Origin of the sequence: Pandoraea sp. NE5 (genome assembly GCF_024363545.1) — a bacterium.
In the GTDB taxonomy this organism is placed as follows: Bacteria; Pseudomonadota; Gammaproteobacteria; order Burkholderiales; family Burkholderiaceae; genus Pandoraea; species Pandoraea cepalis.
Genome location: NZ_AP025517.1, coordinates 2,210,716 through 2,236,266 on the forward strand (window position 1 = coordinate 2,210,716; position 25,551 = coordinate 2,236,266).

Here is a 25,551-nt window from a genome sequence, read left to right on the forward strand (position 1 = left end):
TGACCGGCGTTTTTCATCTCGACGGTCAATCGTTATCGACCGTGCGTCGGCGGCTTAACGATAGTTCTGGTTCTGATCGAACTTCGGGTAGCGCAGGTTCTGCACGATTTCCTTGGCGTCACCCAATGGGGCCTTGTCCCGACAGAGATAGTCGCGGAACAGGATGCCCTGATAGGCGGTTGCACCATACGGACGAATCGGACGCCATTCGCTGTTGCGCGCCGCAACCCATGTGCCATCCGGTCGGCCCGTTGCGTACAGACGCGACTCGAACGACGAGCAATGAATGCCTTCGAACGAGACGTTGCGCGCCCCTTGCTTGCTGCGGATCACGGCAACGTAGCGGACTACACCGTCGTCCGTCACCTGCACCGACTTCGTGTCGATGGCGTAGTCGAGGGTGGCGCTCGGCAGGGTGGGGAAGCTCACGAGATCGGCGTCTTGCGGGGCTTTCGCCGGCAGGGTGAATTCAGCTTCCTTCCACTTGCCCTTGGAGGCTTCCTGCTGGGCGATGTATTCGTCGTAGTCCTGGACGGGCTGCATCATGCCGCTACAGGCGGTCATCAGCGCCAGTGCGGCCAAAGGGGCCAGGGCGGTCAGGCGCGGGGCGTGGCGAGCGAGGGAAAGACGCATGGAATGGGATCGAGAAGTCGGTTGGGCGGCGGATCAACGATAGCGGACGATCCGCGCGGCATCCCGGAGGATGCTAGGTCAAAAGGAAGGCGCGGGCATGGTGCCCGCGACCGATGATGGGACACGCCGGCGGCGGCCCGGTTCAGTGCTCCCGAGGCGGTGTGCCGACACTGGCGGCACCTGCCATTTCGCTGGCCTCGTCGACACAACTGCCGCCGTCGCAGGTGTCGTCATCCGCAATGCTCGCGCCCGGCGGCAATTCGCCGACCCGGGCCCCGGCGCGCGGAAAGCGTCGCCGATCCTGTTGCGCGCGCGCCGCCGAGCGTCGCAGATAGCGCGAGAGCTCGTTCAGCGCGAGTTGGTAGACCTCGCGCTTGAACTCGATCACGGCGTCGAGCGGCACCCAATATTCGTTCCAGCGCCAGGCATCGAACTCCGGATGCTCGGTCGCGCGCAGGCAGATATCGCAGTCGCGACCGACCATGCGCAGCAGGAACCAGATTTGCTTCTGGCCCCGGTAATGTCCGCGCACTTCGCGCTTGATGAATTTGTCCGGCACCTCATAACGCAGCCAGTCGCGCGTGCGACCGATGATTTTGACGTGTTCTGGCTTTAGCCCGGTTTCTTCGTGCAATTCTCGGAACATGGCTTGTTCGGGCGTTTCGCCGTACTTGATGCCGCCTTGCGGGAACTGCCAGGAGTGCTCGCCCAGCCGCTTGCCCCAGAACACTTCATTGCGTGCGTTTAAGAGGATGATGCCGACGTTCGGGCGAAAGCCTTCACGGTCAAGCATACAACCACCCTTGAATCCTTTAAAATTGCTTCGATTATAAACAGATAATCACCGGCGCGGCGGCCGGCGGCGGCTCGGGTGACCGGGGCGGCGCGTACGGCCGGCGGGTGTCTTGGGCGCCGTCGCGACGTCGGGGCGTGCCCCGGCCCCGTTCCCGGCAACACCCCGAACCGCTGTGCGCGCCGTTGACCCTCATTTTTCCCGGAAATCTGCATGAAAGCCTCTCGTTTCTTCATCGGCACCCTCAAGGAAGCGCCCGCCGACGCCGAGATCGTCAGCCACAAGCTGATGATGCGCGCCGGCATGATTCGCCGCGTGGCCGGCGGTATCTATGATTACCTGCCGATCGGCCTGCGTTCGATCCGCAAGGTTGAAGCCATCGTCCGCGAAGAAATGAACCGTGCCGGCGCGCTCGAACTGCTTATGCCCGCCGTCCAGCCCGCCGAACTGTGGCAGGAGTCGGGGCGCTGGAAGCAGTACGGTCCGGAATTGCTGCGACTGAAGGATCGCCACGACCGCGATTTCGTCGTCGGCCCGACCCACGAGGAAGTGGTGACGGACATCGCGCGCCGCGAGATCAAGAGCTATCGCCAACTGCCGGTGAACTTCTATCAGGTACAGGCGAAGTTCCGCGACGAGATTCGTCCGCGTTTCGGCGTGATGCGCGGGCGCGAGTTCATCATGAAGGACGCCTACTCCTTCGATAAGGACCGTGCCGGCCTGCAGGTTTCCTATCAGAAGATGTTCGACGCCTACGTGCGCATCTTCACGCGCCTAGGGCTGGCGTTTCGCGCCGTGGTGGCCGACAACGGCTCGATTGGCGGGTCCGGCTCGCACGAATTCCACGTGATCGCCGATACCGGTGAAGACGCCATTGCCTACTGCCCTGCGTCCGACTATGCGGCCAACGTCGAAATGGCCGAGGCGCTTGCCCCGCAGGGCGAGCGCGCCGCGCCCGCCGAGGCGCTGACCAAGACGGCCACACCGGGCAAGGCCAAGTGCGAAGCCGTCGCGGAACTGCTCTCGATCCCGCTGGCGCGCACGGTCAAGTCGATTGTGCTTGCCACCGACAGCGAAGAGGCCGGCACGACCGTCTGGCTGCTGTTGCTGCGCGGCGATCACGAACTGAACGAGATCAAGGCGAGCAAGGTGCCGGGACTGGCGGACTTCCGCTTCGCGAGCGAGGCCGAGATCGTCGATCGGTTCGGCACACCGCCGGGCTACCTGGGCCCCATCGGTACGAAGCAGCCGGTCAAGCTCGTGGTCGATCGCACGGTCGCTAAGATGAGCGATTTCGTGGTTGGCGCGAACGAGGTCGACTTCCATATCACCGGTGTGAACTGGGGGCGCGATCTGCCCGAGCCGGAAGTCGTGGCCGATCTGCGCAACGTCGTGCCTGGCGACATGTCGCCGGATGGCAAGGGCGAGATTGCCCTGTGCCGTGGCATCGAAGTGGGGCACGTGTTCCAGTTGGGGACCAAGTATTCGGATGCCATGAATGCCACCTTCCTCGACGAGACCGGCAAGCCTGCGCCGATGGAAATGGGCTGCTATGGCATTGGCATCACGCGAATTCTTGGCGCGGCCATCGAACAGAACTTCGACGATCGCGGCATCATCTGGCCGGAATCGATTGCGCCGTTCGAAGTCGTGCTTTGCCCGATGGGCTATGACCGCAGCGACGCCGTGCGTGCGACGGCCGATAAGCTCTATGACGACCTGGTGGCTGCGGGCGTCGACGTGATTCTCGACGACCGTGGCGAGCGTCCCGGCGTGATGTTCGCGGATTGGGAGCTGATCGGCGTGCCGCATCGCGTGGTGATCGGTGACCGGGGGCTGAAGGAAGGCAAGCTCGAGTATCAGGGCCGCCGCGACGCACAAGCGCAGTTGCTCGACGTCGCCGCCGTGGCGGATGTCGTCGTCGATAAGGTGCGCGCCGCCAAGGCGATCTGATCGGGTGTCATGCCGGTGGGCGAGGGCTCGCCGGCGCACCCAAACGACAAAGGGGCCTCGCAGGCCCCTTTGTCGCTTTGTCGCATGGTGGATACGGAACGTTGTCCCGCTGGCGGCGCTCAGCGCGGCGTGGTCAAGGCGCGGATCGCCGGCAGGTTGCGCCAGTAGCCCTTGGCATCCATGCCGCAGCCAAAGACGTAGCGGTCTGGCACCGTAAAGCCACAGAAATCCGGATGCGAGGGCTTGTCCTTCGTCAGGATCTTCTCGCACAGCACGGCGCTGTAGAACTTCGAGGCGCCCATCTCCAGGATTCGATCGCGAATCGCTGCCATGGTGGCGCCTTCGTCGAGAATGTCGTCGAGCACGAGCACCACGCGATCGCGCACAGAGTCGCGCGGCGCCACGCGCCATTGCATCGCGCCGCCTGTCGTGGTGTTGTTGTAGCGCGAGAGGTGGATGTAGTCGAACTCCAGCGGGAAGTCCAGGCGCGGCAGCAGCATGCCGGTGAAGACGGCCGCACCGCCCATGACCGAGAGCACCATCGGGAATTCGTCGCCAACGGCCGCCTTGATGGCCTTGGCCATTGTGTCGACGGATTGGCTCACCTCGTCGGCCGAGACGATCTCTTCGGAATTACGGAAAACTTCGAGGGCTTCTTCGCGGTTCATATGGGGCGACCCTGGGGAACGTGTTGCGGGGAGATGTCGCTATGTGCGGCCCGGAGTATATACGGAATGCCCGCCCGCGTGACGGGGGGGCAACCGGGCATCGGATCCGTTCAGCGCATACCGGGCATCATGCCTTTCATGCTGCGCATCATCTTCATCATGCCGCCGCCCTTGAGCTTCTTCATCATGGTGCGCATCTGGTCGTACTGATTGAGCATGCGATTGACCTCCTGCACCTGAACACCCGCACCGGCGGCGATGCGGCGCTTGCGGCTCGCCTTGATCAATTCCGGCTTGGCGCGCTCGGACGGCGTCATCGCGTTGATAATGCCCTCCATGCGGCGCACCTGCTTCTCGGCCTGATCCATATTGGTCTGGCTGGCGGCGGCCTGGAATTGCGCGGGGAGCTTGTCCATGAGCGACGACAGGCCGCCCATGTTCTTCATCTGGCCGATTTGCGCCTTGAAGTCGTTCAGGTCGAAGTCACCGCCCTTCTTGACCTTCTCGGCGAGCTTTTGCGCGGCCTGAACGTCGACGCCCCGTTGCGCTTCCTCGACGAGCGCGAGAATGTCGCCCATGCCGAGAATCCGGTTCGCCATACGATCCGGGTAGAAGACCTCAAGGCCGTCGAGTTTTTCGCCCACACCGACGAATTTGATCGGCTTGCCGGTGATGTGACGCACCGACAGCGCCGCACCGCCGCGCGAGTCGCCGTCGAGCTTGGTGAGCACCACGCCGGTGAGCGGCAGCGCGTCGTTGAAGGCGCGGGCCGTGTTGACGGCATCCTGGCCGAGCATGGCGTCGACGACGAACAGCGTTTCGATCGGTTTGAGCTCGGCATGCAGGGCGCTGATTTCCTGCATCATCGCTTCGTCGATGCCCAGACGGCCGGCCGTGTCGACGAGCAGTACGTCATGGTGATGGCGTCGCGCCCAGTCGACGGCCGCACGGGCAATGTCCACCGGCTTCTGATCGGGTTGCGACGGGAAGAAGTCGGCGTCGACCTGCTTCGTCACCGTCTCCAACTGGGCAATCGCGGCGGGACGATAGACGTCGGTGGAAACCGTGAGGACCTTCTTTTTCTGCGCGCGCAGCAGCTTGGCGAGCTTGCCGACGGTGGTGGTCTTGCCGGCGCCCTGCAGACCGGCCATCAGGATGATGGCGGGCGGCGTGGTCGCGAGATTGAGTTCGGCGGCGCGGCCTTCGTAGTCGCCGCCCATGAGCGCGGTCAGTTCGCGTTGCACCACGCCGACAAGCGCCTGGCCCGGCGAGAGGCTGGAAATGACTTCCTCGCCGAGCGCCTTTTCCTTGACCTTGGCGACGAAATCGCGCACCACGGGCAGGGCGACGTCGGCCTCGAGCAGCGCGAGACGCACTTCACGCAGCATTTCCTGCGTGTTGGCCTCGGTCAGGCGGGCTTCGCCGCGCAGCGTCTTGACGACCTTGGCGAGGCGCGTAGTGAGATTGTCGAGCATGAAACGTATCCTGTAAGACCTGCAGCGGCCCCGTTCGCCCTGCCGTTCGGCCCCGGAGGGGGCGGTGGCGGGGACGGCAGCGCGCCCGTCATGGGCTGGTGTAAACTTCAAACATGACTATTTTACTGTATGCGCTGACCGCCATCCTCTATGCCGGATTGGCGGTTTGTTCGTGGCAAGGATATCGACGCAACGCTGCGCTCGCACTGGCGGGCGGGCAGGTCGCGCCTGCGCCGGTCGCGGGCACGCCGTCGCGCTGGCCGATGCAGCTTTCGCTGTTCGTCACGCTCGTGCTGCACGGGGTGTTGCTGCATCAAACGATCTTCCGCTCGGACAGTATGCACTTCGGTTTCGCGTACATGCTCTCGGCCATGCTGTGGCTCTCGGTCGGCATCTACTGGATCGAGAGTTTCTTCTTTCCGCTGGACAGCCTGCGGCTGATGGTCACCCCCGTGGCCGCGGTGACCTGTGTGCTGCCGATGATTTTTCCGGATGTACGCATTCTCGGCTTCGCGGCGGAACCGATTTTCAAGGCGCACTTCATCATCGCCAACATGGCCTACGGGCTGTTCGCGCTGGCGGCGCTGCACGCGCTGCTGATGCTCTACGCCGAGCGGCAGCTGCATCCGTCGCGACGCGGCGAGACGACCGGCTGGCTGGCGCACTGGCTTGAGACGCTGCCGCCGCTGCTCACGATGGAAAAGTTGTTGTTCCGGCTGATCGGCGCCGGGTTCGTGCTGCTGACCCTGACGTTGATCTCCGGCGTGATGTTCTCCGAGGCGCTGTTCGGGCGCGCGGTGCGCATCGATCACAAAACCGTGTTCGCGGGGGTGTCGTGGCTGATGTTCGGCGCGGTGCTGCTGGGACGGCATTTTTATGGGTGGCGCGGCAAGGTCGCGCTGCGTTGGGTTCTGGCGTCGTTCGTGGCGCTGTTGTTGGCGTATGTCGGTTCTCGCTTCGTGCTTGAGGTGGTGCTGCATCGCATGACGGAGACTTGAAGCGCGATGCGCAATATCCTGTTGTTACTGGTGCTCCTGATCGTTGGCACGTGGTGGATGCGAAGCAACGAGCGCAAGCGCAATACCGAGCGCACGCGCCCGCCAGGCGCAAACGATGCGCGCACGTCGGCGCGTCAGGCGCTGCCGCCCGCCGAGCGCATGGTGCGATGCAGCGAGTGCGATACCTACCTTCCCGAGAGTGAATCCGTCGCTGGCGCGGGCGGCCAGCATTTTTGCAGCGGTGAACACCGCGACGCCTATCGGATGCGCGAACACCGCATCTGAGTCGCGCTGCGCGGCCACGCTGCGCAGCGATGATCTCGTTCTCCCGTCCTTCGCGCCGTGGCACTTGTACGTGCCGGCTTGCGCATGCCTGCTGCATGCACTAAAACACAGTAACCGGCCCCGCTCACAAATAGAATAATCATCGAGGGGCGCGACGACAGGAGGGCGCAATATGCTAATGCGCAGACGGATGTATTTTCTGCTTCCCGATCTGGCGAGTGCCCAGCGCACGATGAGCGATTTACTGCTCGCCCGGGTGGAGGAGCGTCACATCCACTTTATGGCACGTGACGAAATGGACCTGGAGGGACTGCACGAGGCTAACCTGCTACAGACTTCCGATATCGTGCACGGCGCCGAAGCCGGGCTCGTCATCGGCGGGTTCTGTGGTCTGGCAGTCGGTGCAGTCGCCGCGTTTTTCCCCATCGTGGGCACACGTCCCCAGTGGGAGTTGATGATTGTGACGGCACCGCTCGGTGCGCTCTTTGGCGCCTGGGTGTCGAGCATGATCGGCGTTTCGGTGCCGAACTCGCGACTCAAGACGTTTCGTGAGCCGCTCGAGCGCGGCATGATTCTGCTGATGGTGGATGTGCGCGACGGTCGCGTCGATGAGATTCGCGAGATGCTCAAGGCCCATCACCCCGAAGCGCACATGGAAGGGGTGGAATCCGCCATTCCTGCCTTTCCTTGATCGATGGCGATCATGGCAATAAGCGAGGGCACCGTATCGAAAGCGATGACAGCGTTGGCGAAGACGATCAGTGTCACCGGCCGGAAACGGTCCAAAGCGTCGCACCTGTGAGCGGCGCGGGATGGTGAGCGTGTCGATCGACACGCGAGCGACATCATCCCTGGGCGTGGTCACGCCTACAGAAGCCTCTCGGCCAGGCAAGGCGGGAGGCTTCTTCATTGGGCATCCCCTTTCACCGCATGACGACGGTTGACGAAGCGCCGCCCACCCGTGAACGGGCTGAGCGTTGCCCGCGCCGGGCATGCCGCCGACGGCGTCACGCCAAGTGGGCTACAATGGCGCCCCTCGCTCTACGGGAGCCCGCTGTGCCCGACATGTCCCAGTCATTCGCGTGCGCCAACACTGCGCTCCGGTCGTGTCATCGCGTCACGATGCGTGCCTTGCTGCGGCGAGGTGGCGCATGAGCGCGCCGACCCATGTCCCGATGCTCACGCTCGATACCGACGGCTGGATACGCGAAGCCGAGCGACTGCCGTCACCCAACTTCGATGGGCGTCCGGCGGGCACGCCGACCGACCTGCTCGTGGTGCACAACATTTCGCTGCCGCCAGGACAATTCGGGGGCGGCGAGATCGCGGCGTTCTTCCAGAACCGGCTCGATCACGATGCGCATCCCTTCTTCGATGAGATCCGCGGTGTGCGGGTCTCGTCGCACTTCCTCGTACGACGTGATGGTGCGTTGCAGCAGTTCGTGTCGTGCAACGCGCGGGCCTGGCACGCGGGGGCGTCGTCGTTCGAAGGGCGAACGCGGTGCAACGATTTTTCGATCGGCGTGGAGCTCGAGGGCACCGACGACGTGCCCTATGCGGCAGCGCAGTACGTCACGCTGGCGGCGCTCACGCGAACGTTGCGTGAGCATTATCCGATTCAAGCGGTGGTCGGACATGCCGATATCGCACCGGGACGCAAGACGGATCCGGGACCGTACTTCGAGTGGCAGCGATTGCGCCGGATGGCGGCGCTGAGCCCCCAGGCATTGCCGTTTCAGCCGGCCGACTAATCCCCATCCGGGGACAGGTTTTGCTTGACACGGCGATGCCACGGGCCTTCCCGGCGAGAGAAATTTTTGGGTTTGCGGAGTGCGTCATCTCCACTATACTTAGTGAAAATTCCGGTGCCGACCACTACATCTAGTGGTTGATGTCAGGTTCGGCACAGGATGCAATCGCCATCAATACCGTGCTTTTCCTGCGGCGTTTTTGCGGGGCGGCACAGCAGCAAAGCCGTGCAGCGGACACCTGAACCCTTGGCCGTCCGTCGGTCGTGCGGTATCCAGCACTTCGCTCCATCGGCGTCCCTAGGGCGCATTTTTGCCGGCCGTAACCTGGTAAGAACGCGCTAACAGCACCATCTCATTGGAACGGGAGTTTTTACATGCAGACTAACGAAAACCTCACCCGCCCGACCCCGACGCCTGCCGCGACTTCCGGCAATGGTGCGGGTGCGTCGGCGCCCCAGACGACGGGCGCCTTCGAGCCGGCGACCAACGCCGACTTCAAAGTGATTCGACGCAACGGCGCGGTGGTGGGTTTCGAGCCGTCGAAGATCGCGATCGCCGTGACCAAGGCGTTCCTTGCCGTGAACGGCGGCCAGGGCGCGGCGTCGGCCCGCGTACGCGAACTCGTGGAGCAGTTGACGGGGCACGTTGTGCGCGCCCTGATGCGCAGCCGCCCGAATGGCGGCACGTTCCACATCGAAGACATCCAGGATCAGGTCGAACTCGCGCTGATGCGTGAAGGCGAGCACAACGTGGCGCGAGCCTATGTGCTGTACCGCGAGAAGCGTTCGCAAGAGCGCGCGCACGCGGTCGAGACCACGCAAGAAGCGGCTACGCCCGATGGCCCGGTGCTCAATGTCACCGACAACGGCGTGGTGCGTACGCTCGATATGTCGGTGTTGCGCGGCGTGGTGCAGGCTGCCTGCGAAAATCTCGGCGACGAAGTCGTGGCCGAGCCGATCGTGACCGAGACCCTCAAGAACCTGTACGACGGCGTGCCGCTGTCGCAGGTCTACGACTCGGCGATCCTCGCCTCGCGCACCCTCATCGAGAAGGAACCGGCGTACAGCCAGGTCACGGCGCGAATTCTGATGCACACGATCCGCCGCGAGATCCTCGGCGAAGAAGTGCCGCAGGGCGAAATGGCCGCGCGCTACATCGAGTACTTCCCGCGCTTCATCAAGCAGGGTGTCGACGCCGAACTGCTCGACGAGCAACTGCTCTCGTTCGACCTGGCCAAGCTGAGCGCCGCGCTCGACGCATCGCGCGATCTGCAGTTCAACTATCTGGGCCTGCAGACGCTCTACGATCGCTACTTCCTGCATATCGACGGTCACCGCATCGAGATGCCACAGGCGTTCTATATGCGCGTGGCGATGGGGCTGGCGCTCAATGAAGTCGAGCGCGAAGCGCGTGCGATCGAGTTCTACCAGATTCTGTCGAGCTTCGATTTCATGAGTTCGACGCCGACGCTGTTCAACTCGGGCACGCGTCGCTCGCAACTCTCGTCGTGCTACCTGACGACGGTCTCGGACGATCTGGAAGGCATTTACGAAGCCCTCAAGGAAAATGCACTGCTCTCGAAGTTTGCCGGTGGTCTGGGCAACGACTGGACGCAGGTTCGCGCGCTCGGCTCGCACATCAAGGGCACGAACGGCAAGAGCCAGGGGGTGGTGCCGTTCCTGAAGGTGGTCAACGACACGGCCGTGGCCGTGAACCAGGGCGGCAAGCGCAAGGGCGCGGTGTGCGCCTACCTGGAAACGTGGCACCTGGACATCGAGGAATTCCTCGAGCTGCGCAAGAACACGGGCGACGACCGCCGCCGTACGCACGACATGAACACGGCGAACTGGATTCCCGATCTGTTCATGAAGCGCGTGATGGAAGGCGCCGAGTGGACGCTGTTCTCGCCGGCCACCTGCCCGGACCTGCACGACAAGTACGGCAAGGCGTTCGAGCAGGCTTACACCGCCTACGAAGACAAGGCCGCGCGAGGCGAAATCAAGCTGTTCAAGAAGGTGCCGGCGCAAGCGCTCTGGCGCAAGATGCTGGGCATGTTGTTTGAAACCGGCCATCCGTGGATTACGTTCAAGGATCCGTGCAACATCCGCTCGCCGCAGCAACATGTGGGCGTGGTGCACTCGTCGAACCTGTGCACGGAAATCACGCTCAACACGAGCGAGACCGAAATCGCGGTGTGCAACCTCGGCTCGGTCAACCTCGTGGCTCACATGAAGCAGACCGCGAACGGTTACGAACTCGATCACGACAAGCTGCAACGTACCGTACGCGTGGCGATGCGCATGCTCGACAACGTCATCGACATCAACTACTACGCGGTGGCGAAGGCGCGTAATTCGAACCTGCATCACCGTCCGGTGGGCATGGGCATCATGGGCTTCCAGGACTGCCTGCACCTGCTGCGCACGCCGTATGCCTCGAATGCCGCCGTCGAATTTGCCGACCGTTCGATGGAAGCCGTGTGCTACTACGCCTACTGGGCGTCGTCGGAGCTGGCCAAGGAACGCGGTCAGTACTCGTCGTACAAGGGCTCGCTGTGGGATCGCGGCATCCTGCCGCAGGATTCGCTGGCGTTGCTGGCCGAAGCGCGTGGTGGTTATATCGAGGTCGATATGTCGGCCACGCTCGACTGGGACAGCCTGCGCAAGCACATCGCTGCGCACGGCATGCGCAATTCGAACTGCGTGGCGATCGCCCCGACCGCCACGATCTCGAACATCATCGGCGTCTCGGCCTGTATCGAGCCGACGTTCCAGAACCTGTACGTGAAGTCGAACCTCTCGGGCGAATTCACGGTGGCCAACGAGTATCTGGTGCGTGACCTGAAGGCGCGTGGCCTGTGGGACGAAGTGATGGTCGCCGACCTGAAGTACTTCGACGGCTCGCTCGCCCGTATCGACCGCGTGCCGGCCGACCTGCGCGAGATCTATGCCACGGCGTTCGAAGTCGAGCCGAAGTGGCTGGTCGAAGCGGCGTCGCGTCGTCAGAAGTGGATCGATCAGGCGCAGTCGCTCAACATCTACATGGCGGGCGCTTCGGGCAAGAAGCTCGACGAGACGTACAAGCTGGCCTGGACGCGTGGCTTGAAGACCACGTACTACCTGCGTACGATGGCCGCGACGCACGTCGAGAAGTCGACGGTGAGCCACGGCGCGCTGAATGCGGTGAGCTCGGGGGGCGTGACGCCGGGCGGAAGCTTCTCGGCCGAGCCGTCCTCGCCGCTGGCGCAGCCGATGCCGGACGCTGAAGGCGCGGTGTGCACGATGCGTCCGGGCGATCCGGGCTTCGACGAGTGCGAGGCTTGCCAATAAGCTTGCGCTTGCGGTGAGATTGGGGGCCAGTCCCGAGGTTTGCGCCTCGGCACTGGCCCCCAATTTATTTCGGCGCCGAGATGTTGAGGCGACACGCCTGTCGCCTAGTCCTCAGGCCAGATCGATACGCATCGACAGATCGAGCGTTTGCCCGTGCGCCACGACTACGTGATCGTCGTCGAACGCGCCGACCCGATGCGTCGACGGTTCCAGACAGAGGTAGGGACGTCCGGCGGGAGAGTGCACCACGAGCCAGCTGGCGTCGCTGCTGCGCACCGTGGCCGAGCGCAGGCCGCCGGCGTAGTCGAGGCGCGCGTCGAATCGCCCCGACTCGACCGGAGCTTCGGCGAACCAGGTGGACCGCCCCTCGGTATCGAGTCCGCCGCCGACAGACACGACCTCGATCTCACCGACGTGAACGCGTTGCTCGCTCGGCCATCGGATGTCCTCCGACGGCGAACGCCAGATCGCCTCCGCTTCGAACGTCAGGCGCGAGCCGGCAGGCCACTGAAAGTAGGGATGTAGCCCGAGCCCGGCGGGCATATCCTGCGTCGAGAGATTGGTGATCGACAGTTGCATGTCGACGCCGAGTGCGTCGAGCGTCACCGAGAGATACGCCTGATAGTGCCACGGCCATTCGGGTTGCGCGGGACTGTCGAGTTGGAGCACGCAACAGTGCGGGCTCTCGTCGACGACATCCCACGCGCGACGCAGCCCCCAGCCGTGCAGCGAACTCGATGCGGCCGGCGTCTCGCGAGCGACGATCGCGCGCTCGCGCCAGTGCAGCGTGTCGTCGCGCAGCATGTTGGTATACGGCAGCATCGGAAAGGCGCCGGCCTTCGGCCATTCGTCCGACGAGAACGGGTCGTTGCCGAGCGGCACAAGGTAGTCGAAAACGTCACCGTGCGTGTCGCGCCGAGCCAGTCGTGCGAGCCGCGCCCCGCAGCCCGGTTGAACCTCGGCCACGAGCGCGCCCGCCGCGAGGCGGATCGGTTTGCCGGGGGTGAGCGTGAGCGGTGTCGGGCCTGACGAACCGGCCGACGCCGGTGCGCCGTCGGCGCCTGGGAATGTCATCGTCGGTATCTCCTTCATCGACGTTCAGAAGTGGCGTGCGCCGGAATCTGTCGTTCCGGTTCGCCGTCGCGACAGGATACGCCAATGCGACGCAGCGCCCCCCCTCGACGCACCATCAGCGCTGTCGTGCGGCGCCGTTTCATGGCAAGATGCCGGTCCCGCAAGCCCGGCCGCCCGGCACTCGGGAGATGTTGCCAAACACTAGGTATAGTGGTCATCGTGCAGTGCGGCACTAGATATAGTGTTGCATGCTGGAACGAGTGACGTAATTGTGCTAAATTGGAGGCATTCCATTCGACGTCGGGAGGTCAGGATGTTGTTGCAGCTCTCGCGTCGGCGTTGTTGTTCAAAACTGCGCAATTGCGCATCTGCATCACCCCCGAAATATGGCAATGCTCCCGGTGGACTTCGTGCTCCCGGTGATCGCTTGCCGGCCGCCGGATCGCAAATTTTTTGTCAGCCTTCGCACGCGAACGGCTGATCTGTCACTTCGGCGATGTGCGCGCGTGTGTGCATCGCATCAACCTGAACGGACTGAGACCCTATGCTGAACTGGGAAGAAGACACCACCACGGCCAACTCGGCTGCCCCCACCGCGGCTCCGGTTGCCGCGTCGAACGTGCTGGGCACGCAAGGGGAAACCCCGACTGTGATCGCCTCGCAGTCGACGCGTCGCGTGAGCGCCTCCGACAAGCGCGTGATCAACGGCACCACGGATGTGAATCAACTGGTGCCCTTCAAGTACAAGTGGGCCTGGGAGAAGTATCTGGCCGGTTGCGCGAACCACTGGATGCCGCAGGAAATCAACATGTCGCGCGACATCGCCCTGTGGAAAGATCCGAACGGTCTGACCGAGGACGAGCGCCGCATCATCAAGCGCAATCTCGGCTTCTTCGTGACGGCCGACTCGCTCGCGGCGAACAACATCGTGCTCGGCACGTATCGCCACATCACCGCACCGGAGTGCCGCCAGTTCCTGCTGCGTCAGGCCTTCGAAGAGGCGATCCACACGCACGCCTATCAGTACATCGTCGAGAGCCTGGGGTTGGACGAAGGCGAGATCTTCAACGCGTATCACGAAGTGCCGTCGATTCGCGACAAGGACGAATTCCTGCTCCCGTTCATCGAAGTGGTGGCGGATCCGTCGTTCCAGACCGGCACGCAGGAAGCCGACCAGAAGCTGCTGCGCTCGCTCATCGTGTTTGCGTGCATCATGGAAGGGCTGTTCTTCTACGTCGGCTTCACGCAGATTCTCGCGCTGGGTCGGCAGAACAAGATGACCGGTGCTGCAGAGCAATATCAATACATCCTGCGCGACGAGTCGATGCACTGCAACTTCGGCATCGATCTGATCAACCAGGTGAAGCTGGAAAACCCGAACCTCTGGACGCCGGAGTTCCGCGAAGAGATTCGCGAGCTGTTCAAGAAGGCGGTCGAGCTGGAGTATCGCTACGCTGAAGATACGATGCCGCGCGGCGTGCTCGGTCTGAACGCGGGCATGTTCAAGAGCTATCTGCGCTTCATCGCGAACCGTCGCTGTTCCCAAATTGGTCTCGAGGCGCTCTATCCGAACGAAGAAAATCCGTTCCCGTGGATGAGCGAGATGATCGATCTGAAGAAGGAGCGCAACTTCTTCGAAACGCGAGTGATCGAATACCAGACTGGTGGCGCGCTGAGCTGGGACTAAGCAGTAAGTGAAATTTGGATGCTGGCTGCAAAGCCAGTATCCATGCGGGTTTCGAGAGGATGGTGTGAGCGCGCGTGGCGCGCGTGAGCGCCAGCAAAACAAGTCGAAGAGACTGTGCGCGTCATGCACATCATCCTCACTCGCACGTCGTTACGCTCGCTTCGCACGCGTCGACATGCGAACACCATGTGCATCAAATACAACAGATTGACTTCTTCGTTGCGAACGTTGTGCGATTTTTTACGCGCAAAGTATTAACATCGCATCACAAAAGAATTATGATTCGCTCAAATAAATTGCAGTCTCGATGAACACACGAAAGCACATTGCTTTCCTCCCGCGACAGAGAGCTGGTAGTTACGGAGCGTAAAAACCTTGGTGCATAGCAAGCAGTATCGCTTATCCGCTATCGCAATCTCCTCCCTCCCGATGACGGGACAGGCAAGCTACCCCCCGAAGAATCTGGCGAATCCCCTTTCTCAAGACAATCGAATTGCTGGCGGCAATGTCGCCGGCAATTTTTTTGCGCGCGTGACCACTCACGGTCAGCGTCATGCGCGCAGCGCCGAATTCATTAGCGTAAGCCGTCGAAGTCCGATGCGTACGCCGATGAATAGCCCGCTCGCCGGCGGTTCGCCGCATGGTGGTCGGGTTTCCTTCTCAGGTGGTTTTGTTTGAGTGATCTCTCACGTTAAGGAGCAAAGTGATGGCTACTACTGCTAAGAAAAAACCCGCAGCCAAGAAGGCTGTTGCCAAGAAGCCGGTAGCGAAGAAGGCTGCCGCCGCCAAGAAGCCTGTCGCGAAGAAGGCTGTTGCCGCCAAGAAGCCGGTAGCGAAGAAGGCTGTCGCCGCCAAGAAGCCGGCAGCGAAGAAGGTCGCCGCCAAGAAGCCGGCAGCCAAGAAGGTTGCGGTGAAGAAGGTTGCCGCCAAGAAGCCGGTCGCCAAGAAGGCAGCGGTGAAGAAGGTTGCCGCCAAGAAGCCGGTTGCCAAGAAGGCAGCGGTGAAGAAGGTTGCCGCCAAGAAGCCGGTCGCCAAGAAGGCAGCAGTGAAGAAGGTTGCCGCCAAGAAGCCGGTTGCGAAGAAGGCAGCGGTGAAGAAGGTTGCCGCCAAGAAGCCGGCCGCGAAGAAGGCTGCCGTGAAGAAGGTTGCGGCGAAGAAGCCGGCGGCGAAGAAGCCTGCTGCGGCGGCGAAGAAGCCGGCCGTCAAGAAGGTCGCCGCCAAGCCTGCTGCGGCCCCGGCTGCAGCACCGGCAGCAGCACCGAAGACGGCGCTGAATCCGGCAGCGGCATGGCCGTTCCCGACCGGCAGCCGTCCGTAATTCGAGTGCCGAAGCAGGAACCAAGGCACTTAGGTGTCTTTTGATCGAGTAGGCCTACTCGATCCGAAACCCGCTGTGATGAGTGATCGTCGCAGCGGGTTTTTTCATGCGGCCTTAGTGCGTCACGCGCGTGACGCCGCCGCTTGAGAGCAGACGCACGCGCTGACCCGGCTGGAATGCTTCGTCCGCATCCTGTGTGATGGCGCGCAGCTCGCCGTTGTCGAGTCGCACGGTAATCTCCAGGCCCGCCTTCTTGCTCATTCGGTTTTCGACGGCTTGCCCCGCAACCGCACCCAACAGGCCGCCGATGATGCCCGTCGCGATCGAGCCGCGACCGCCACCAATGGCGCTGCCGCCGACGGCGCCCAGCGCACCGCCGCCCACCACGCCGAGAATCCCCGGATCGCCGTTGCTGCTATCGATCGTGACCGGGCGCACCGATTCGACGGTGCCCATGCGCACCACCTGCTCGCGTTGTGCTTGGCGGCTGTTGTAGACACTCGCGGAATTGCTCGGACCGAACGCCGTGCAGGCGGACAGGGAGAGCGACGCTGCGGCGGTGAGAATAAGGAAGGGTGTGGTCAGTCGTGCCATCGTTGTGTTTATCCTGAAATCAAACGAAGCGGTAGCCGAACGCGGCTTCATATTGCGCCTCGATCTCGGCGCGCGTCGGCGCGTAAGTCTGCGGACCTTGCTCGGCAATCTTGAGCGAACCCATCAGGCTCGCCAGACGGCCGGCGGTGGGCCAGTCGAGGCCCTTTTCGATACCGTACAGCAACCCGCCCCGGAAGGCGTCGCCGCATCCGGTGGGGTCGACGACTCGCTTGGCTTTGACGGCGGGAATGTCGTGTTGCTTGCCGCCGGCGAAGATCAGCGCGCCGTGTTCTCCGCGCGTCACGACCAGCGCCTCGACACGCGACTGGAGGTCGTCCATCGACCAGCCGGTCTTCGTGCAGAGGAGCTTGGCTTCGTAGTCGTTGACCGCGAGGTATGTGGCGAGTTCCACCATGCGACGCAGGGCCTCAGGCGAGAGCAACGGCAGGCCCTGACCCGGATCGAACAGGAACGGCACCCCGGCGGCGGCGAAGCCTTCGGCGTGAGTGAGCATGGCGTCGGGGGCGTCGGGGGCAACGATGCCGAGCGTCGCGCCGCTGACATCGGCCACGCGGTTGCGCGACGAGAACATCATCGCCCCCGGGTGGAAGGCGGTGATCTGGTTGTTGTCCAGATCGGTCGTGATCATCGCATTGGCGGTCATGCTGTCCGCGACCACGCGAACGAATTCCGTCGTCATGCCGAGCGACTGGAAGCGCTCGACGTAGGGCGCGCCATCTTCGCCGACGGTGGCCATGACGACCGGCGAGCCGCCCAGCAGATGCAGGCTGTAGCCAATGTTGCCGGCGCAGCCGCCGAAGTTGCGGCGCATCGTCGGCACGAGGAAGCTGACGTTCAGGATGTGTACCTGATCGGGCAGGATGTGCTCGCCGAAGCGGCCTTCGAACGTCATGATGTTGTCGTAGGCGAGCGAGCCGCAGATCACGGTAGTCACGGGGGAGATCCTTGCGAAAGGTAAGCGGGGCCAATCTGGGAGGGCAGACGGTTGGCCAGTCGCGCTGCCAGGTCATGCTAAAAACGGGCCGGTGCATTTGCCGCACCGGCACGGGAACTGCCATCTGGCGCGCACCGGTTTTACCGGGCGGGCCAGCGATACGCCGAGGGGCGATGGCTTACGACAACGCGGCCAGCGCGGCGTCGTAGTTCGGCTCGTTCTTGATCTCGGGCACGAGTTCGGCGTGGACGACGCGGTTATCGGCGTCGAGCACGACAACGGCACGGGCCGACACGCCGGCGAGCGGGCCGGTGGTGATTGCCACGCCGTAATGCTTGAGGAACTCGCGGCCACGCATGGTCGAGAGCGTGACCACGTTGTTCAGGCCTTCGGTCGCGCAGAAACGGCTCATGGCGAACGGCAGGTCAGCCGAGATCACGAGCACGACCGTGTTCTCGAGCTTGCCCGCGGCTTCGTTGAACTTGCGGGTCGAGGTGGCGCAGGTCGGCGTGTCGAGGCTCGGCACGATGTTGAGCACCTTGCGCTTGCCCGCGAAATCGTCGAGCGAGACGTCCTGCAACTTGGCATTGACCAGCGAAAAAGCCGGAGCGGTCTGCCCCTTTTGCGGGAACTGGCCGTCGACTTCTATGGGGTTGCCCCCGAGTGTGACTTGGGACATCAATATCTCCTAGGTTGAGTGCAACAGCGCTATCACGGATAGAACGCGAGCACCCGATAGTTACTGGCTAGCGCTGCCTGCGCCGTCAATCGTAACCGAATCGTGCGTTCGTTGTGTGGCGCCAGACCGGCGTCATGCTGCGCTGTATCGGTGACGTAGTCGCTCGCCGAAAACACGCGTCGCACGACCGGCTTGCCGTCGATGTCCGACAGCGTGAGTTCGAGCGACGGCCAGGCCACGGCATAGTCCGCTTGATTGCGCATGAACACGGTGAGCGTCATTGGCACGGCGTCGTCTGAGGCCGGGGCGCTCGCTGGCGTACCGGTTGTCGCGTCGCTCGCGTCGGTCGTGCCGGGCGCGTCGGTGACCAGCGTCACGCTCGAGATCTGAACCTTGTCCGGCTGACGCGGCGGCGCGATCGGCACATGCATCGGGCGTCCGAGCGTCGCGAACACGCCGCGCAACGCCGGCACGCGATCGACGAGTGCGGCGCGCTCGACCCACGCCCACTGGGCGATCAGACCGACGACGGCCAGCGCGATCAGCGCACGCCAGATCACGCGACCGACGCGGGGGCGACGTGCCTGTCCGGCAAGAGCAACGGACGTCGGCGAGTCGGCAGACGCGACGGAAGCTGACGACGTCATGGACGCAGTGGGCGCCACAAGAACTGTGGCATCGTCGTCATCGATGTAGCGACCCGGGCCATGTCGCATCTGCGCCAGGCTCTCGTCCGGCGTGCCCAGCAGTGCAGCGATCGCCGTGGGCGTGAGCATCTCGGGCACCGGGGGGCGTTCGGCGGGCGCGGCCTCCGCCTCGTTCTCCTCGCCGGGCGGCTCGCACAGGTAGGCATGTCCGTCGAATACTTCACGACAGTTGCCGCAGCGCACGAGACCGTCGCGCAGCTTGAGCTGATCCGCCACGACGCGAAAGACGGTATGGCAGTGAGGGCAGCGAGTAGCGAGAACGCGCGAGGACTGGGCCATGGGAGTCGAGGGCATCGGGGGATTCGAGGGCGAGGACCCGAAGACTCGGCGCGTCGTGGGCGACTAGCCGGCGGCCTGCCCGTGCAGGCAGACCCAGCCATCGTGAGCACGCCAGACCGACATCTTCATATAGGGGGCGTAGGCGGCGATCACCTCGTCCGCTTGCCGCTCCAACACGCCAGACAGCGCGAGCCGTCCGCCCGGTGCCACGCGCGATGTCAGCATCGACGCGAGCAGTTTGAGCGGATTCGACAGGATGTTGGCGACCACGATATTGAATTGACCGTCGCGCAGGTCGGCGGGCAGTCCGTATTCGACGCTCGCGTGATTGCGCTCACTGTTATAGCGGGCAGACTCGACGGCCTGCGGATCGATGTCGATACCGACGACCGGATCGGCGCCGCACTTGCGCGCCAGAATGGCCAGAATGCCCGAGCCGCAGCCGTAGTCGAGCAACGACTGACCCGCCTCAACGTGCTGTTCGAGCCACTCCATGCACAGCCGCGTGGTCGGGTGGCTGCCGGTCCCGAACGCGAGGCCCGGATCGAGTTCGAGGATAAGCGCATCGGCGTCCGGGGCGTCGTGCCACGACGGCACGACCCAGATACGCTGGCCGATCTGTATGGGCTCAAACTGCGATTGCGTCAGGCGCACCCAGTCCTGTTCTTCTACGTCGCGCAACGTGAACGCGGGCGACTCGGTGAGCCCCAATTCGTTGACGGCCGCCGCGAGCAGCACGGCGGCGTCCTGGTCTTCCCCCACCAGCGCGACCACGCGCGAGTGTTGCCACGCGGTGTCGGGCGGGGTCAGGCCCGGCTCGCCGAACATCGGTTGCTCGTCGGGCGTGTCGGCGTCCGCGTCTTCCACGGAGACCGACAGCACGCCCAGATCGAGCAGGGCGTCCGACAGGGCCTCGGCTTGGGCGCGGGCAACTTCTACGACGAGTTCGCGATACATGGCGAGTGATTTCCTGCTGATAAACGGCTGATGAACAGCTCAGTTGCCGCCGACGGCAGATTTCTGCGCCAGCTTGTGTTCCAGATAATGGATGCTCGTGCCGCCTTCGACAAACTTGGCGTCGAGCATCAGTTCCCGGTGCAGCGGAATGTTCGTCTGGATACCTTCGATCACGATTTCCGACAGCGCGACACGCATGCGACGGATGGCCTGATCGCGCGTTGCTCCGTAGGCGATCAGCTTGCCGATCATCGAATCGTAGTTCGGCGGCACGAAGTAGCCGTTATAGGCGTGCGAGTCGACGCGGATGCCAGGGCCCCCCGGCATGTGCCAGGCGGTAATGCGACCGGGCGACGGCGTGAACTTGAACGGATCTTCGGCGTTGATACGGCACTCGATCGCGTGACCCTGGAACTGGATGTCGCGCTGACGGAAGGCGAGCTTCTCGCCGGCCGCAATGCGGATCTGTTCCTGCACGATATCGACACCGGTGATCATTTCCGTGACCGGGTGTTCGACCTGCACACGCGTGTTCATTTCGATGAAGTAGAACTCACCGTTCTCGAACAGGAATTCGAACGTGCCGGCGCCGACGTAGCCCATCTTCTTGCAGGCGTCGGCGCAGCGATCGCCGATGCGCTCGATCAGGCGACGCGGAATCAGCGGGGCGGTCGCCTCTTCGATCACCTTCTGGTGACGGCGCTGCATCGAGCAGTCGCGCTCGCCCAGCCAGACGGCGTTCTTGTGCTTGTCGGCGAGGATCTGGATTTCGATATGGCGCGGGTTCTCGAGGAACTTCTCCATATAGACTTCCGGATTGCCGAAGGCGCGGCCGGCTTCTTCACGGGTCATGTTGACCGCGTTCACCAGCGCCGCTTCGGTGTGCACCACGCGCATGCCGCGACCGCCGCCGCCGCCGGCGGCCTTGATGATCACCGGATAGCCGACCTGGCGTGCAACACGCACGATTTCCTTCGGATCGTCGGGCAACGCGCCTTCCGAACCCGGCACGCACGGCACGCCGGTCTTGATCATCGTCTGCTTGGCCGAGACCTTGTCGCCCATCAGACGAATGGTGTCGGGGCGTGGGCCGATAAACGTGAAGCCCGATTGCTCGACACGTTCGGCGAAGTCGGCGTTCTCGGAGAGGAAGCCGTAACCCGGGTGGATGGCCTGGGCGTCGGTGACTTCCGCCGCGCTGATGAGCGCCGGCATGTTCAGATAGCTCAGCGGCGAGGGCGCCGGTCCGATACAGACGGCTTCGTCCGCGAGCTTGACGTACTTCGCTTCCTTGTCGGCTTCGGAGTAGACGACCACGGTCTTGATGCCCATCTCGCGGCACGCGCGCTGAACGCGCAGAGCGATTTCGCCGCGGTTGGCGATGAGGATTTTTTCAAACATTATGTGCAGTCCTGCCCGTAGGGGGAGAGGAGCGGGGCCGGACGCCTCGTGTCGCCGGGCGGCATTTGGCCGCGCGGGCGGGGCGTCCGACAACCGGCATTAGCCGATCACGAACAGCGGTTGACCGTATTCCACGGCCTGACCGTTCTCGACGAGGATTTCCTTGATCACGCCGGTCTTGTCCGACTCGATCTCGTTGAGCAGCTTCATCGCTTCGATGATGCACAGCGTCTGGCCTTCCTTGACCGAGTCGCCGACCTGCGCAAACGGATCGGCGCCCGGCGACGGGGCGCGGTAGAAGGTACCGACCATCGGCGACGTGACGATGTGACCTTGCGGCAGGACCGGGGCAACCGGTGCCGGTGCGGCGGGCGCTGCCGCCGGCGCTTGCGCGGCAACCTGCGGGTAGGCTGCCGGCATGGCCATCTGCATCGGGGCGGCGATCAGTTGGGGCGGCGCCTTGACGATGCGGACCTTGCCTTCGCCTTCGGTGACTTCGAGTTCGGAAATACCCGATTCGGCCACGAGGTCGATCAACGTCTTGAGTTTGCGCAAATCCATGAAGGAAGCTCCTTAATTCGGTATCGACGCGGGGGCACCCCCCGCGAGGGGAAATAGGGGATGAGACGGCTACCCGCCGGCGAGTCGCCGCAGGGCAAATTCGAGTGCGAAGGTGTAGCCGCGCCAGCCCAGGCCGCAGATCACGCCTTGCGCAATATCGGAAAAGTACGAGTGATGCCGAAAGGCCTCACGGGCATGGACGTTCGAGAGATGCACCTCGACGAACGGAATGCCCACGCCGGCCAGCGCGTCGCGCATCGCCACGCTGGTATGCGTGTAGGCGGCAGGGTTGATGACGATGAAGTCGATCGACGCGTCGCGTGCCGCCTGAATCCGGTCAACCAGTGCGCCTTCGTGATTGCTCTGGAATGTCGTCACCTCAGCACCTGCCGCCTTGGCTTGCGCCTCGAGCGCCGCGTCGATGTCGGCCAGCGTCGTACGACCGTACACCGCCGGCTCGCGAGTACCGAGCAGGTTGAGATTGGGACCGTGGAGCACAAGAATGCGGTGAGGCATCGGCGAATCAAATTTCACGAAATTGGGCGCAATTAAACGCCAGTTGGTGGATTTTGTCCAGTGGGGTGAAAATGAAGCCCCGTCGGTCACGTCTGGCGGGACTTCCCGCGCGCCCGGCTGGACGGCGCGATGTCAGCGCGTCGGCCTGAGGGCCGAGCGCACTTCATCCGACGTAATACGGCCGAGCTTCTGGTAGTGCAAGCGGCCTTGAGGATCAACCACGACGGTATACGGTAGCGCGCCCGCCTTGTTGCCCAGTGCGCGGGCGAGGTCGGTGCCTGCGTAGCCCGCCACGAGGAGCGGGTAATCAACCTTCACCTTTTGCTCGAACGCGATCATGTTCGGGGCAGTATCAATGCCGATTCCTACGAATTGGACGTTTTTTCCCTTGAATTCACTCGAAAGTGCTTGGAGATCGGGCATTTCCTCCACGCAGGGCCCGCACCATGGAGCCCAGAAGTTGATGACCAGCGTTTTGCCACGCCATTGCGAGATGGCCTGCTCGTTGCCCGCCAAGTCGGGAAGCCGCGTGGCGAGCAGTTGGGCGACAGCGGCATCGGGCGCGTTTGCAGGCGCCTGGTTTCGATGGCCGAACCAAAAGCCGGCCGCCAGCCCCACGAGCGCCAGAATCAGCAGAGGAACGATGCGTTTTACCATGATGGATGGGGCGGAAGTGGCGGGAAATAGACGTTAGACGGATGGCAATTACGGAGAATGGCGACAGGTTGATGGGCATGTTGCCGACATTCGGGCGAAGGTCAGTGGTTGGATGCCTGCTCCATGGCCTCGGCGCCGTCGATCAGTGTGCTCAGGCCGTGCGCATCGACGCGCACGGGGCGGCCATTCCCGTCGGTGGCCTTGAGTGCGCCGCGCATGTCGTCGAGGGAATACAAGGACAGGTGCACGCCGGCGGGTTCGCCGCGCTGCCCCCGCTCGCGCCACAGGAAACTCAGCGTCTCGACCATGCCGCGACCATTGAAGTGGCGACTTTCCGAGACCTCGTAATCGATACCCCGGTTCAACAGATCGATGGCGACTTCCTTTGGATTGTCGCAAAATGCCTGCAAATAGATATCAGATAGTGACGTTGCCGTGCCGTTGTACACGGCACCAGTAATATAAGGCCGGTAGCGCGCCAGTGCCGTCATGACCGTCAGCGCGACCTGACGCAAATGCGCCAGCTCAGCCGGCTGCGTGTCCGAGAGGAACGTCTGCACGTACTCGCGGACTTCCGTTTCGATTTGGTCGTTATCCGGCAGCAATTCACCCGCAATCCGCGCCTCGCCGGTCACTTGCTTCGCCGCCTTGCGTTTCGCGGTGGCATAGTCAGCGCCCTCCTCGGCGATGAGGCGGGCGGCCACCAGAGCGATTTCTTCGCGCAGGCGTTGGGCGTCGGACCAGGATTTGCGTGTCATGCGCACGATGATACCCGAAAGGCATTGCGCTTCCCGCCGCAGGTACAATGGTGATTCTGGCTGTTCGGCCTCCCCCATTTCCCGCACGGGTTCGGCCCGTCCTCACCTCGCTCCCCATCCATGCATATTCATATTCTTGGCATCTGCGGCACGTTCATGGGCGGTCTCGCGGTGCTCGCCCGGCAGGCCGGTCACACCGTCACCGGTTGCGATGCGAACGTCTATCCGCCGATGAGCACCCAGCTCGAAGCGCAGGGCATTCGGCTGATCGAAGGGTTTGACGCCGATCAGGTCTCGCTCAAACCCGACCTGTTCGTCATCGGTAACGTGGTGTCGCGCGGCAACCCGCTGATGGAAGAGATCCTCAATCGGAATCTGCCGTACACGTCGGGCCCGCAATGGCTCGGCGAGCACGTGCTGTCGAAGAAGTGGGTGTTGGCCGTGGCGGGAACGCATGGGAAGACGACGACGACATCGATGCTCGCCTGGATTCTCGAAGACGCGGGCTACCAACCGGGCTTCCTGGTCGGCGGTGTGCCGATGAACTTCGGCATCTCGGCGCGACTGACCGACAGCGACTTCTTCGTGATCGAGGCCGACGAATACGATACGGCGTTCTTCGACAAGCGCTCCAAGTTCGTTCATTACCATCCGCGCACCGCGATCCTGAATAATCTTGAGTTCGATCACGCCGATATCTTCCCCGATCTGACAGCGATCGAGACGCAATTCCACCATCTGGTGCGCACCGTGCCGGGCCAGGGCCGCCTTATCGTCAATGGTCGTGAGGCTGCGCTTGAGCGCGTGCTGGCGCGCGGCTGCTGGAGCGAGGTGGAGCGCTTCGGTGTGGCCGACGGCTGGCATGTCGCCCAGGCGAACGACACACTCGCGGCGGGGCAAGAGGCGTTCTGGGCCCACCATGGGGCGATGGCCGCCGGGGAAGTGAAGTGGTCGCTGCAGGGCGAGCACAACCGGATGAACGCGCTGGCGGCGTTGGCGGCCGCACGGCACGTGGGTGTGCCGCCGGAGCAGGGGGCGGCGTCGCTGGGCAAGTTCCAGAATGTGAAGCGTCGTATGGAGGTGCGCGGCGAAGCGGCCGGCGCCACTGTTTACGACGATTTTGCGCACCATCCGACCGCCATTCAGACGACGCTGGCCGGACTGCGACGCCGCGCCGGCACCGCCCGCATTCTGGCGGTGCTCGAGCCGCGCTCGAATACGATGAAGCTGGGCGTGATGAAGGCGCAATTGCCGGCCAGCCTTGCCGATGCCGACCTGGTGTTCGGCTACGGCGCGCCGTCCGGGAAGGACGCCCTCGGCTGGAATCTGACCGAGGCGCTCGCTCCGCTCGGCGCGCGTGCGCAGGCGTTCAGCGACATCGACGGACTGGTGCGCGCGGTGAGCGCGGCAGCGCGTCCGGGGGACCAGATCGTGGTGATGAGCAACGGCGGCTTCGGCGGCATTCACCAGAAATTGCTCGATGCACTGGCGGCGCGCGCCTGATTTGCACGCCTTGGTGTCCG

General features: G+C 63.4%; 25 protein-coding genes. 10 read left to right on the forward strand and 15 right to left on the reverse strand.

Annotated elements, in window-relative coordinates; all coding sequences use genetic code 11:
- Window positions 1–54 precede the first annotated feature (54 nt).
- Window positions 55–633, reverse strand: a complete 579-nt coding sequence (locus tag PanNE5_RS10105) for a CNP1-like family protein (RefSeq protein ID WP_017234732.1) — start codon at window positions 631–633, stop codon at window positions 55–57.
- 142 nt (window positions 634–775) lie between these two features.
- Window positions 776–1,426, reverse strand: coding sequence for an RNA pyrophosphohydrolase (locus PanNE5_RS10110; RefSeq protein WP_017234731.1), 651 nt, complete (start codon window positions 1,424–1,426; stop codon window positions 776–778).
- Window positions 1,427–1,639: 213 nt separating this feature from the next.
- Between PanNE5_RS10110 and PanNE5_RS10115 the strand changes: the two genes are divergently transcribed.
- On the forward strand, window positions 1,640–3,379 hold the full coding sequence (locus PanNE5_RS10115) for a proline--tRNA ligase (RefSeq protein WP_017234730.1): 1,740 nt from the start codon (window positions 1,640–1,642) through the stop codon (window positions 3,377–3,379).
- A gap of 119 nt (window positions 3,380–3,498) precedes the next feature.
- Here PanNE5_RS10115 and PanNE5_RS10120 read toward each other — a convergent pair whose 3' ends face one another.
- Window positions 3,499–4,047: a hypoxanthine-guanine phosphoribosyltransferase gene (locus PanNE5_RS10120; protein WP_017234729.1), complete on the reverse strand. Its 549-nt coding sequence runs from the start codon at window positions 4,045–4,047 to the stop codon at window positions 3,499–3,501.
- A gap of 110 nt (window positions 4,048–4,157) precedes the next feature.
- Window positions 4,158–5,522 carry a signal recognition particle protein gene (gene ffh / locus PanNE5_RS10125; RefSeq protein ID WP_017234728.1) on the reverse strand — a complete coding sequence of 455 codons (1,365 nt, stop codon included), beginning with the start codon at window positions 5,520–5,522 and terminating at the stop codon, window positions 4,158–4,160.
- Between the two features lie 113 nt (window positions 5,523–5,635).
- Here ffh and PanNE5_RS10130 point away from each other — a divergent pair, with 113 nt between their 5' ends.
- The 5 genes from PanNE5_RS10130 to PanNE5_RS10150 all read left to right on the forward strand — a co-directional run bounded on the left by PanNE5_RS10130 (window position 5,636) and on the right by PanNE5_RS10150 (window position 11,885).
- Complete coding sequence (locus tag PanNE5_RS10130; RefSeq protein ID WP_017234727.1) at window positions 5,636–6,520, forward strand: inner membrane protein YpjD; 885 nt, start codon at window positions 5,636–5,638, stop codon at window positions 6,518–6,520.
- A gap of 6 nt (window positions 6,521–6,526) precedes the next feature.
- Complete coding sequence (locus PanNE5_RS10135) at window positions 6,527–6,805, forward strand: PP0621 family protein (RefSeq protein ID WP_017234726.1); 279 nt, start codon at window positions 6,527–6,529, stop codon at window positions 6,803–6,805.
- Between the two features lie 178 nt (window positions 6,806–6,983).
- Complete coding sequence (locus PanNE5_RS10140; protein WP_026132105.1) at window positions 6,984–7,496, forward strand: DUF1269 domain-containing protein; 513 nt, start codon at window positions 6,984–6,986, stop codon at window positions 7,494–7,496.
- Window positions 7,497–7,956: 460 nt separating this feature from the next.
- Window positions 7,957–8,556, forward strand: coding sequence for a 1,6-anhydro-N-acetylmuramyl-L-alanine amidase AmpD (ampD, locus tag PanNE5_RS10145; protein ID WP_261939702.1), 600 nt, complete (start codon window positions 7,957–7,959; stop codon window positions 8,554–8,556).
- A gap of 374 nt (window positions 8,557–8,930) precedes the next feature.
- Window positions 8,931–11,885, forward strand: coding sequence for a ribonucleoside-diphosphate reductase subunit alpha (locus PanNE5_RS10150; protein ID WP_017234722.1), 2,955 nt, complete (start codon window positions 8,931–8,933; stop codon window positions 11,883–11,885).
- A gap of 111 nt (window positions 11,886–11,996) precedes the next feature.
- Here PanNE5_RS10150 and PanNE5_RS10155 read toward each other — a convergent pair whose 3' ends face one another.
- A complete protein-coding gene (locus PanNE5_RS10155) occupies window positions 11,997–12,959 on the reverse strand; it encodes a hypothetical protein (RefSeq protein WP_017231516.1) in 963 nt (320 codons plus the stop codon).
- A 544-nt stretch (window positions 12,960–13,503) separates the two neighbouring features.
- Here PanNE5_RS10155 and PanNE5_RS10160 point away from each other — a divergent pair.
- From PanNE5_RS10160 to PanNE5_RS10170, 3 genes are all read left to right on the forward strand, one after another.
- Window positions 13,504–14,646 carry a ribonucleotide-diphosphate reductase subunit beta gene (locus tag PanNE5_RS10160; RefSeq protein ID WP_017231515.1) on the forward strand — a complete coding sequence of 381 codons (1,143 nt, stop codon included), beginning with the start codon at window positions 13,504–13,506 and terminating at the stop codon, window positions 14,644–14,646.
- A gap of 375 nt (window positions 14,647–15,021) precedes the next feature.
- Entirely contained in the window at window positions 15,022–15,324 is a 303-nt protein-coding gene (locus PanNE5_RS10165) for a hypothetical protein (RefSeq protein WP_150550492.1), read from the forward strand.
- Between the two features lie 28 nt (window positions 15,325–15,352).
- Window positions 15,353–15,964: a histone H1-like DNA-binding protein gene (locus tag PanNE5_RS10170; RefSeq protein ID WP_261939703.1), complete on the forward strand. Its 612-nt coding sequence runs from the start codon at window positions 15,353–15,355 to the stop codon at window positions 15,962–15,964.
- 114 nt (window positions 15,965–16,078) lie between these two features.
- Here the strand turns inward: PanNE5_RS10170 and PanNE5_RS10175 are convergent, their stop codons facing one another.
- From PanNE5_RS10175 to PanNE5_RS10220, 10 genes are all read right to left on the reverse strand, one after another.
- Window positions 16,079–16,558 carry a hypothetical protein gene (locus PanNE5_RS10175; protein ID WP_017231513.1) on the reverse strand — a complete coding sequence of 160 codons (480 nt, stop codon included), beginning with the start codon at window positions 16,556–16,558 and terminating at the stop codon, window positions 16,079–16,081.
- Window positions 16,559–16,577: 19 nt separating this feature from the next.
- Window positions 16,578–17,513: a carbohydrate kinase family protein gene (locus PanNE5_RS10180; protein ID WP_017231512.1), complete on the reverse strand. Its 936-nt coding sequence runs from the start codon at window positions 17,511–17,513 to the stop codon at window positions 16,578–16,580.
- A gap of 178 nt (window positions 17,514–17,691) precedes the next feature.
- A complete protein-coding gene (tpx, locus tag PanNE5_RS10185; protein WP_017231511.1) occupies window positions 17,692–18,192 on the reverse strand; it encodes a thiol peroxidase in 501 nt (166 codons plus the stop codon).
- A 32-nt stretch (window positions 18,193–18,224) separates the two neighbouring features.
- Entirely contained in the window at window positions 18,225–19,193 is a 969-nt protein-coding gene (locus PanNE5_RS10190; RefSeq protein ID WP_261939704.1) for a DUF3426 domain-containing protein, read from the reverse strand.
- A 48-nt stretch (window positions 19,194–19,241) separates the two neighbouring features.
- Complete coding sequence (gene prmA / locus PanNE5_RS10195) at window positions 19,242–20,135, reverse strand: 50S ribosomal protein L11 methyltransferase (RefSeq protein ID WP_017231510.1); 894 nt, start codon at window positions 20,133–20,135, stop codon at window positions 19,242–19,244.
- 39 nt (window positions 20,136–20,174) lie between these two features.
- Window positions 20,175–21,536: an acetyl-CoA carboxylase biotin carboxylase subunit gene (gene accC, locus PanNE5_RS10200; RefSeq protein ID WP_017231509.1), complete on the reverse strand. Its 1,362-nt coding sequence runs from the start codon at window positions 21,534–21,536 to the stop codon at window positions 20,175–20,177.
- A gap of 99 nt (window positions 21,537–21,635) precedes the next feature.
- Complete coding sequence (accB, locus tag PanNE5_RS10205) at window positions 21,636–22,097, reverse strand: acetyl-CoA carboxylase biotin carboxyl carrier protein (protein ID WP_017231508.1); 462 nt, start codon at window positions 22,095–22,097, stop codon at window positions 21,636–21,638.
- A 69-nt stretch (window positions 22,098–22,166) separates the two neighbouring features.
- Entirely contained in the window at window positions 22,167–22,613 is a 447-nt protein-coding gene (gene aroQ / locus PanNE5_RS10210; protein WP_017231507.1) for a type II 3-dehydroquinate dehydratase, read from the reverse strand.
- A 132-nt stretch (window positions 22,614–22,745) separates the two neighbouring features.
- Entirely contained in the window at window positions 22,746–23,270 is a 525-nt protein-coding gene (locus tag PanNE5_RS10215) for a TlpA family protein disulfide reductase (protein WP_017231506.1), read from the reverse strand.
- Between the two features lie 101 nt (window positions 23,271–23,371).
- On the reverse strand, window positions 23,372–24,028 hold the full coding sequence (locus PanNE5_RS10220; RefSeq protein ID WP_026131506.1) for a hypothetical protein: 657 nt from the start codon (window positions 24,026–24,028) through the stop codon (window positions 23,372–23,374).
- 120 nt (window positions 24,029–24,148) lie between these two features.
- Here PanNE5_RS10220 and mpl point away from each other — a divergent pair, with 120 nt between their 5' ends.
- Window positions 24,149–25,531 carry a UDP-N-acetylmuramate:L-alanyl-gamma-D-glutamyl-meso-diaminopimelate ligase gene (gene mpl / locus PanNE5_RS10225; protein WP_017231504.1) on the forward strand — a complete coding sequence of 461 codons (1,383 nt, stop codon included), beginning with the start codon at window positions 24,149–24,151 and terminating at the stop codon, window positions 25,529–25,531.
- Window positions 25,532–25,551 lie beyond the last annotated feature (20 nt).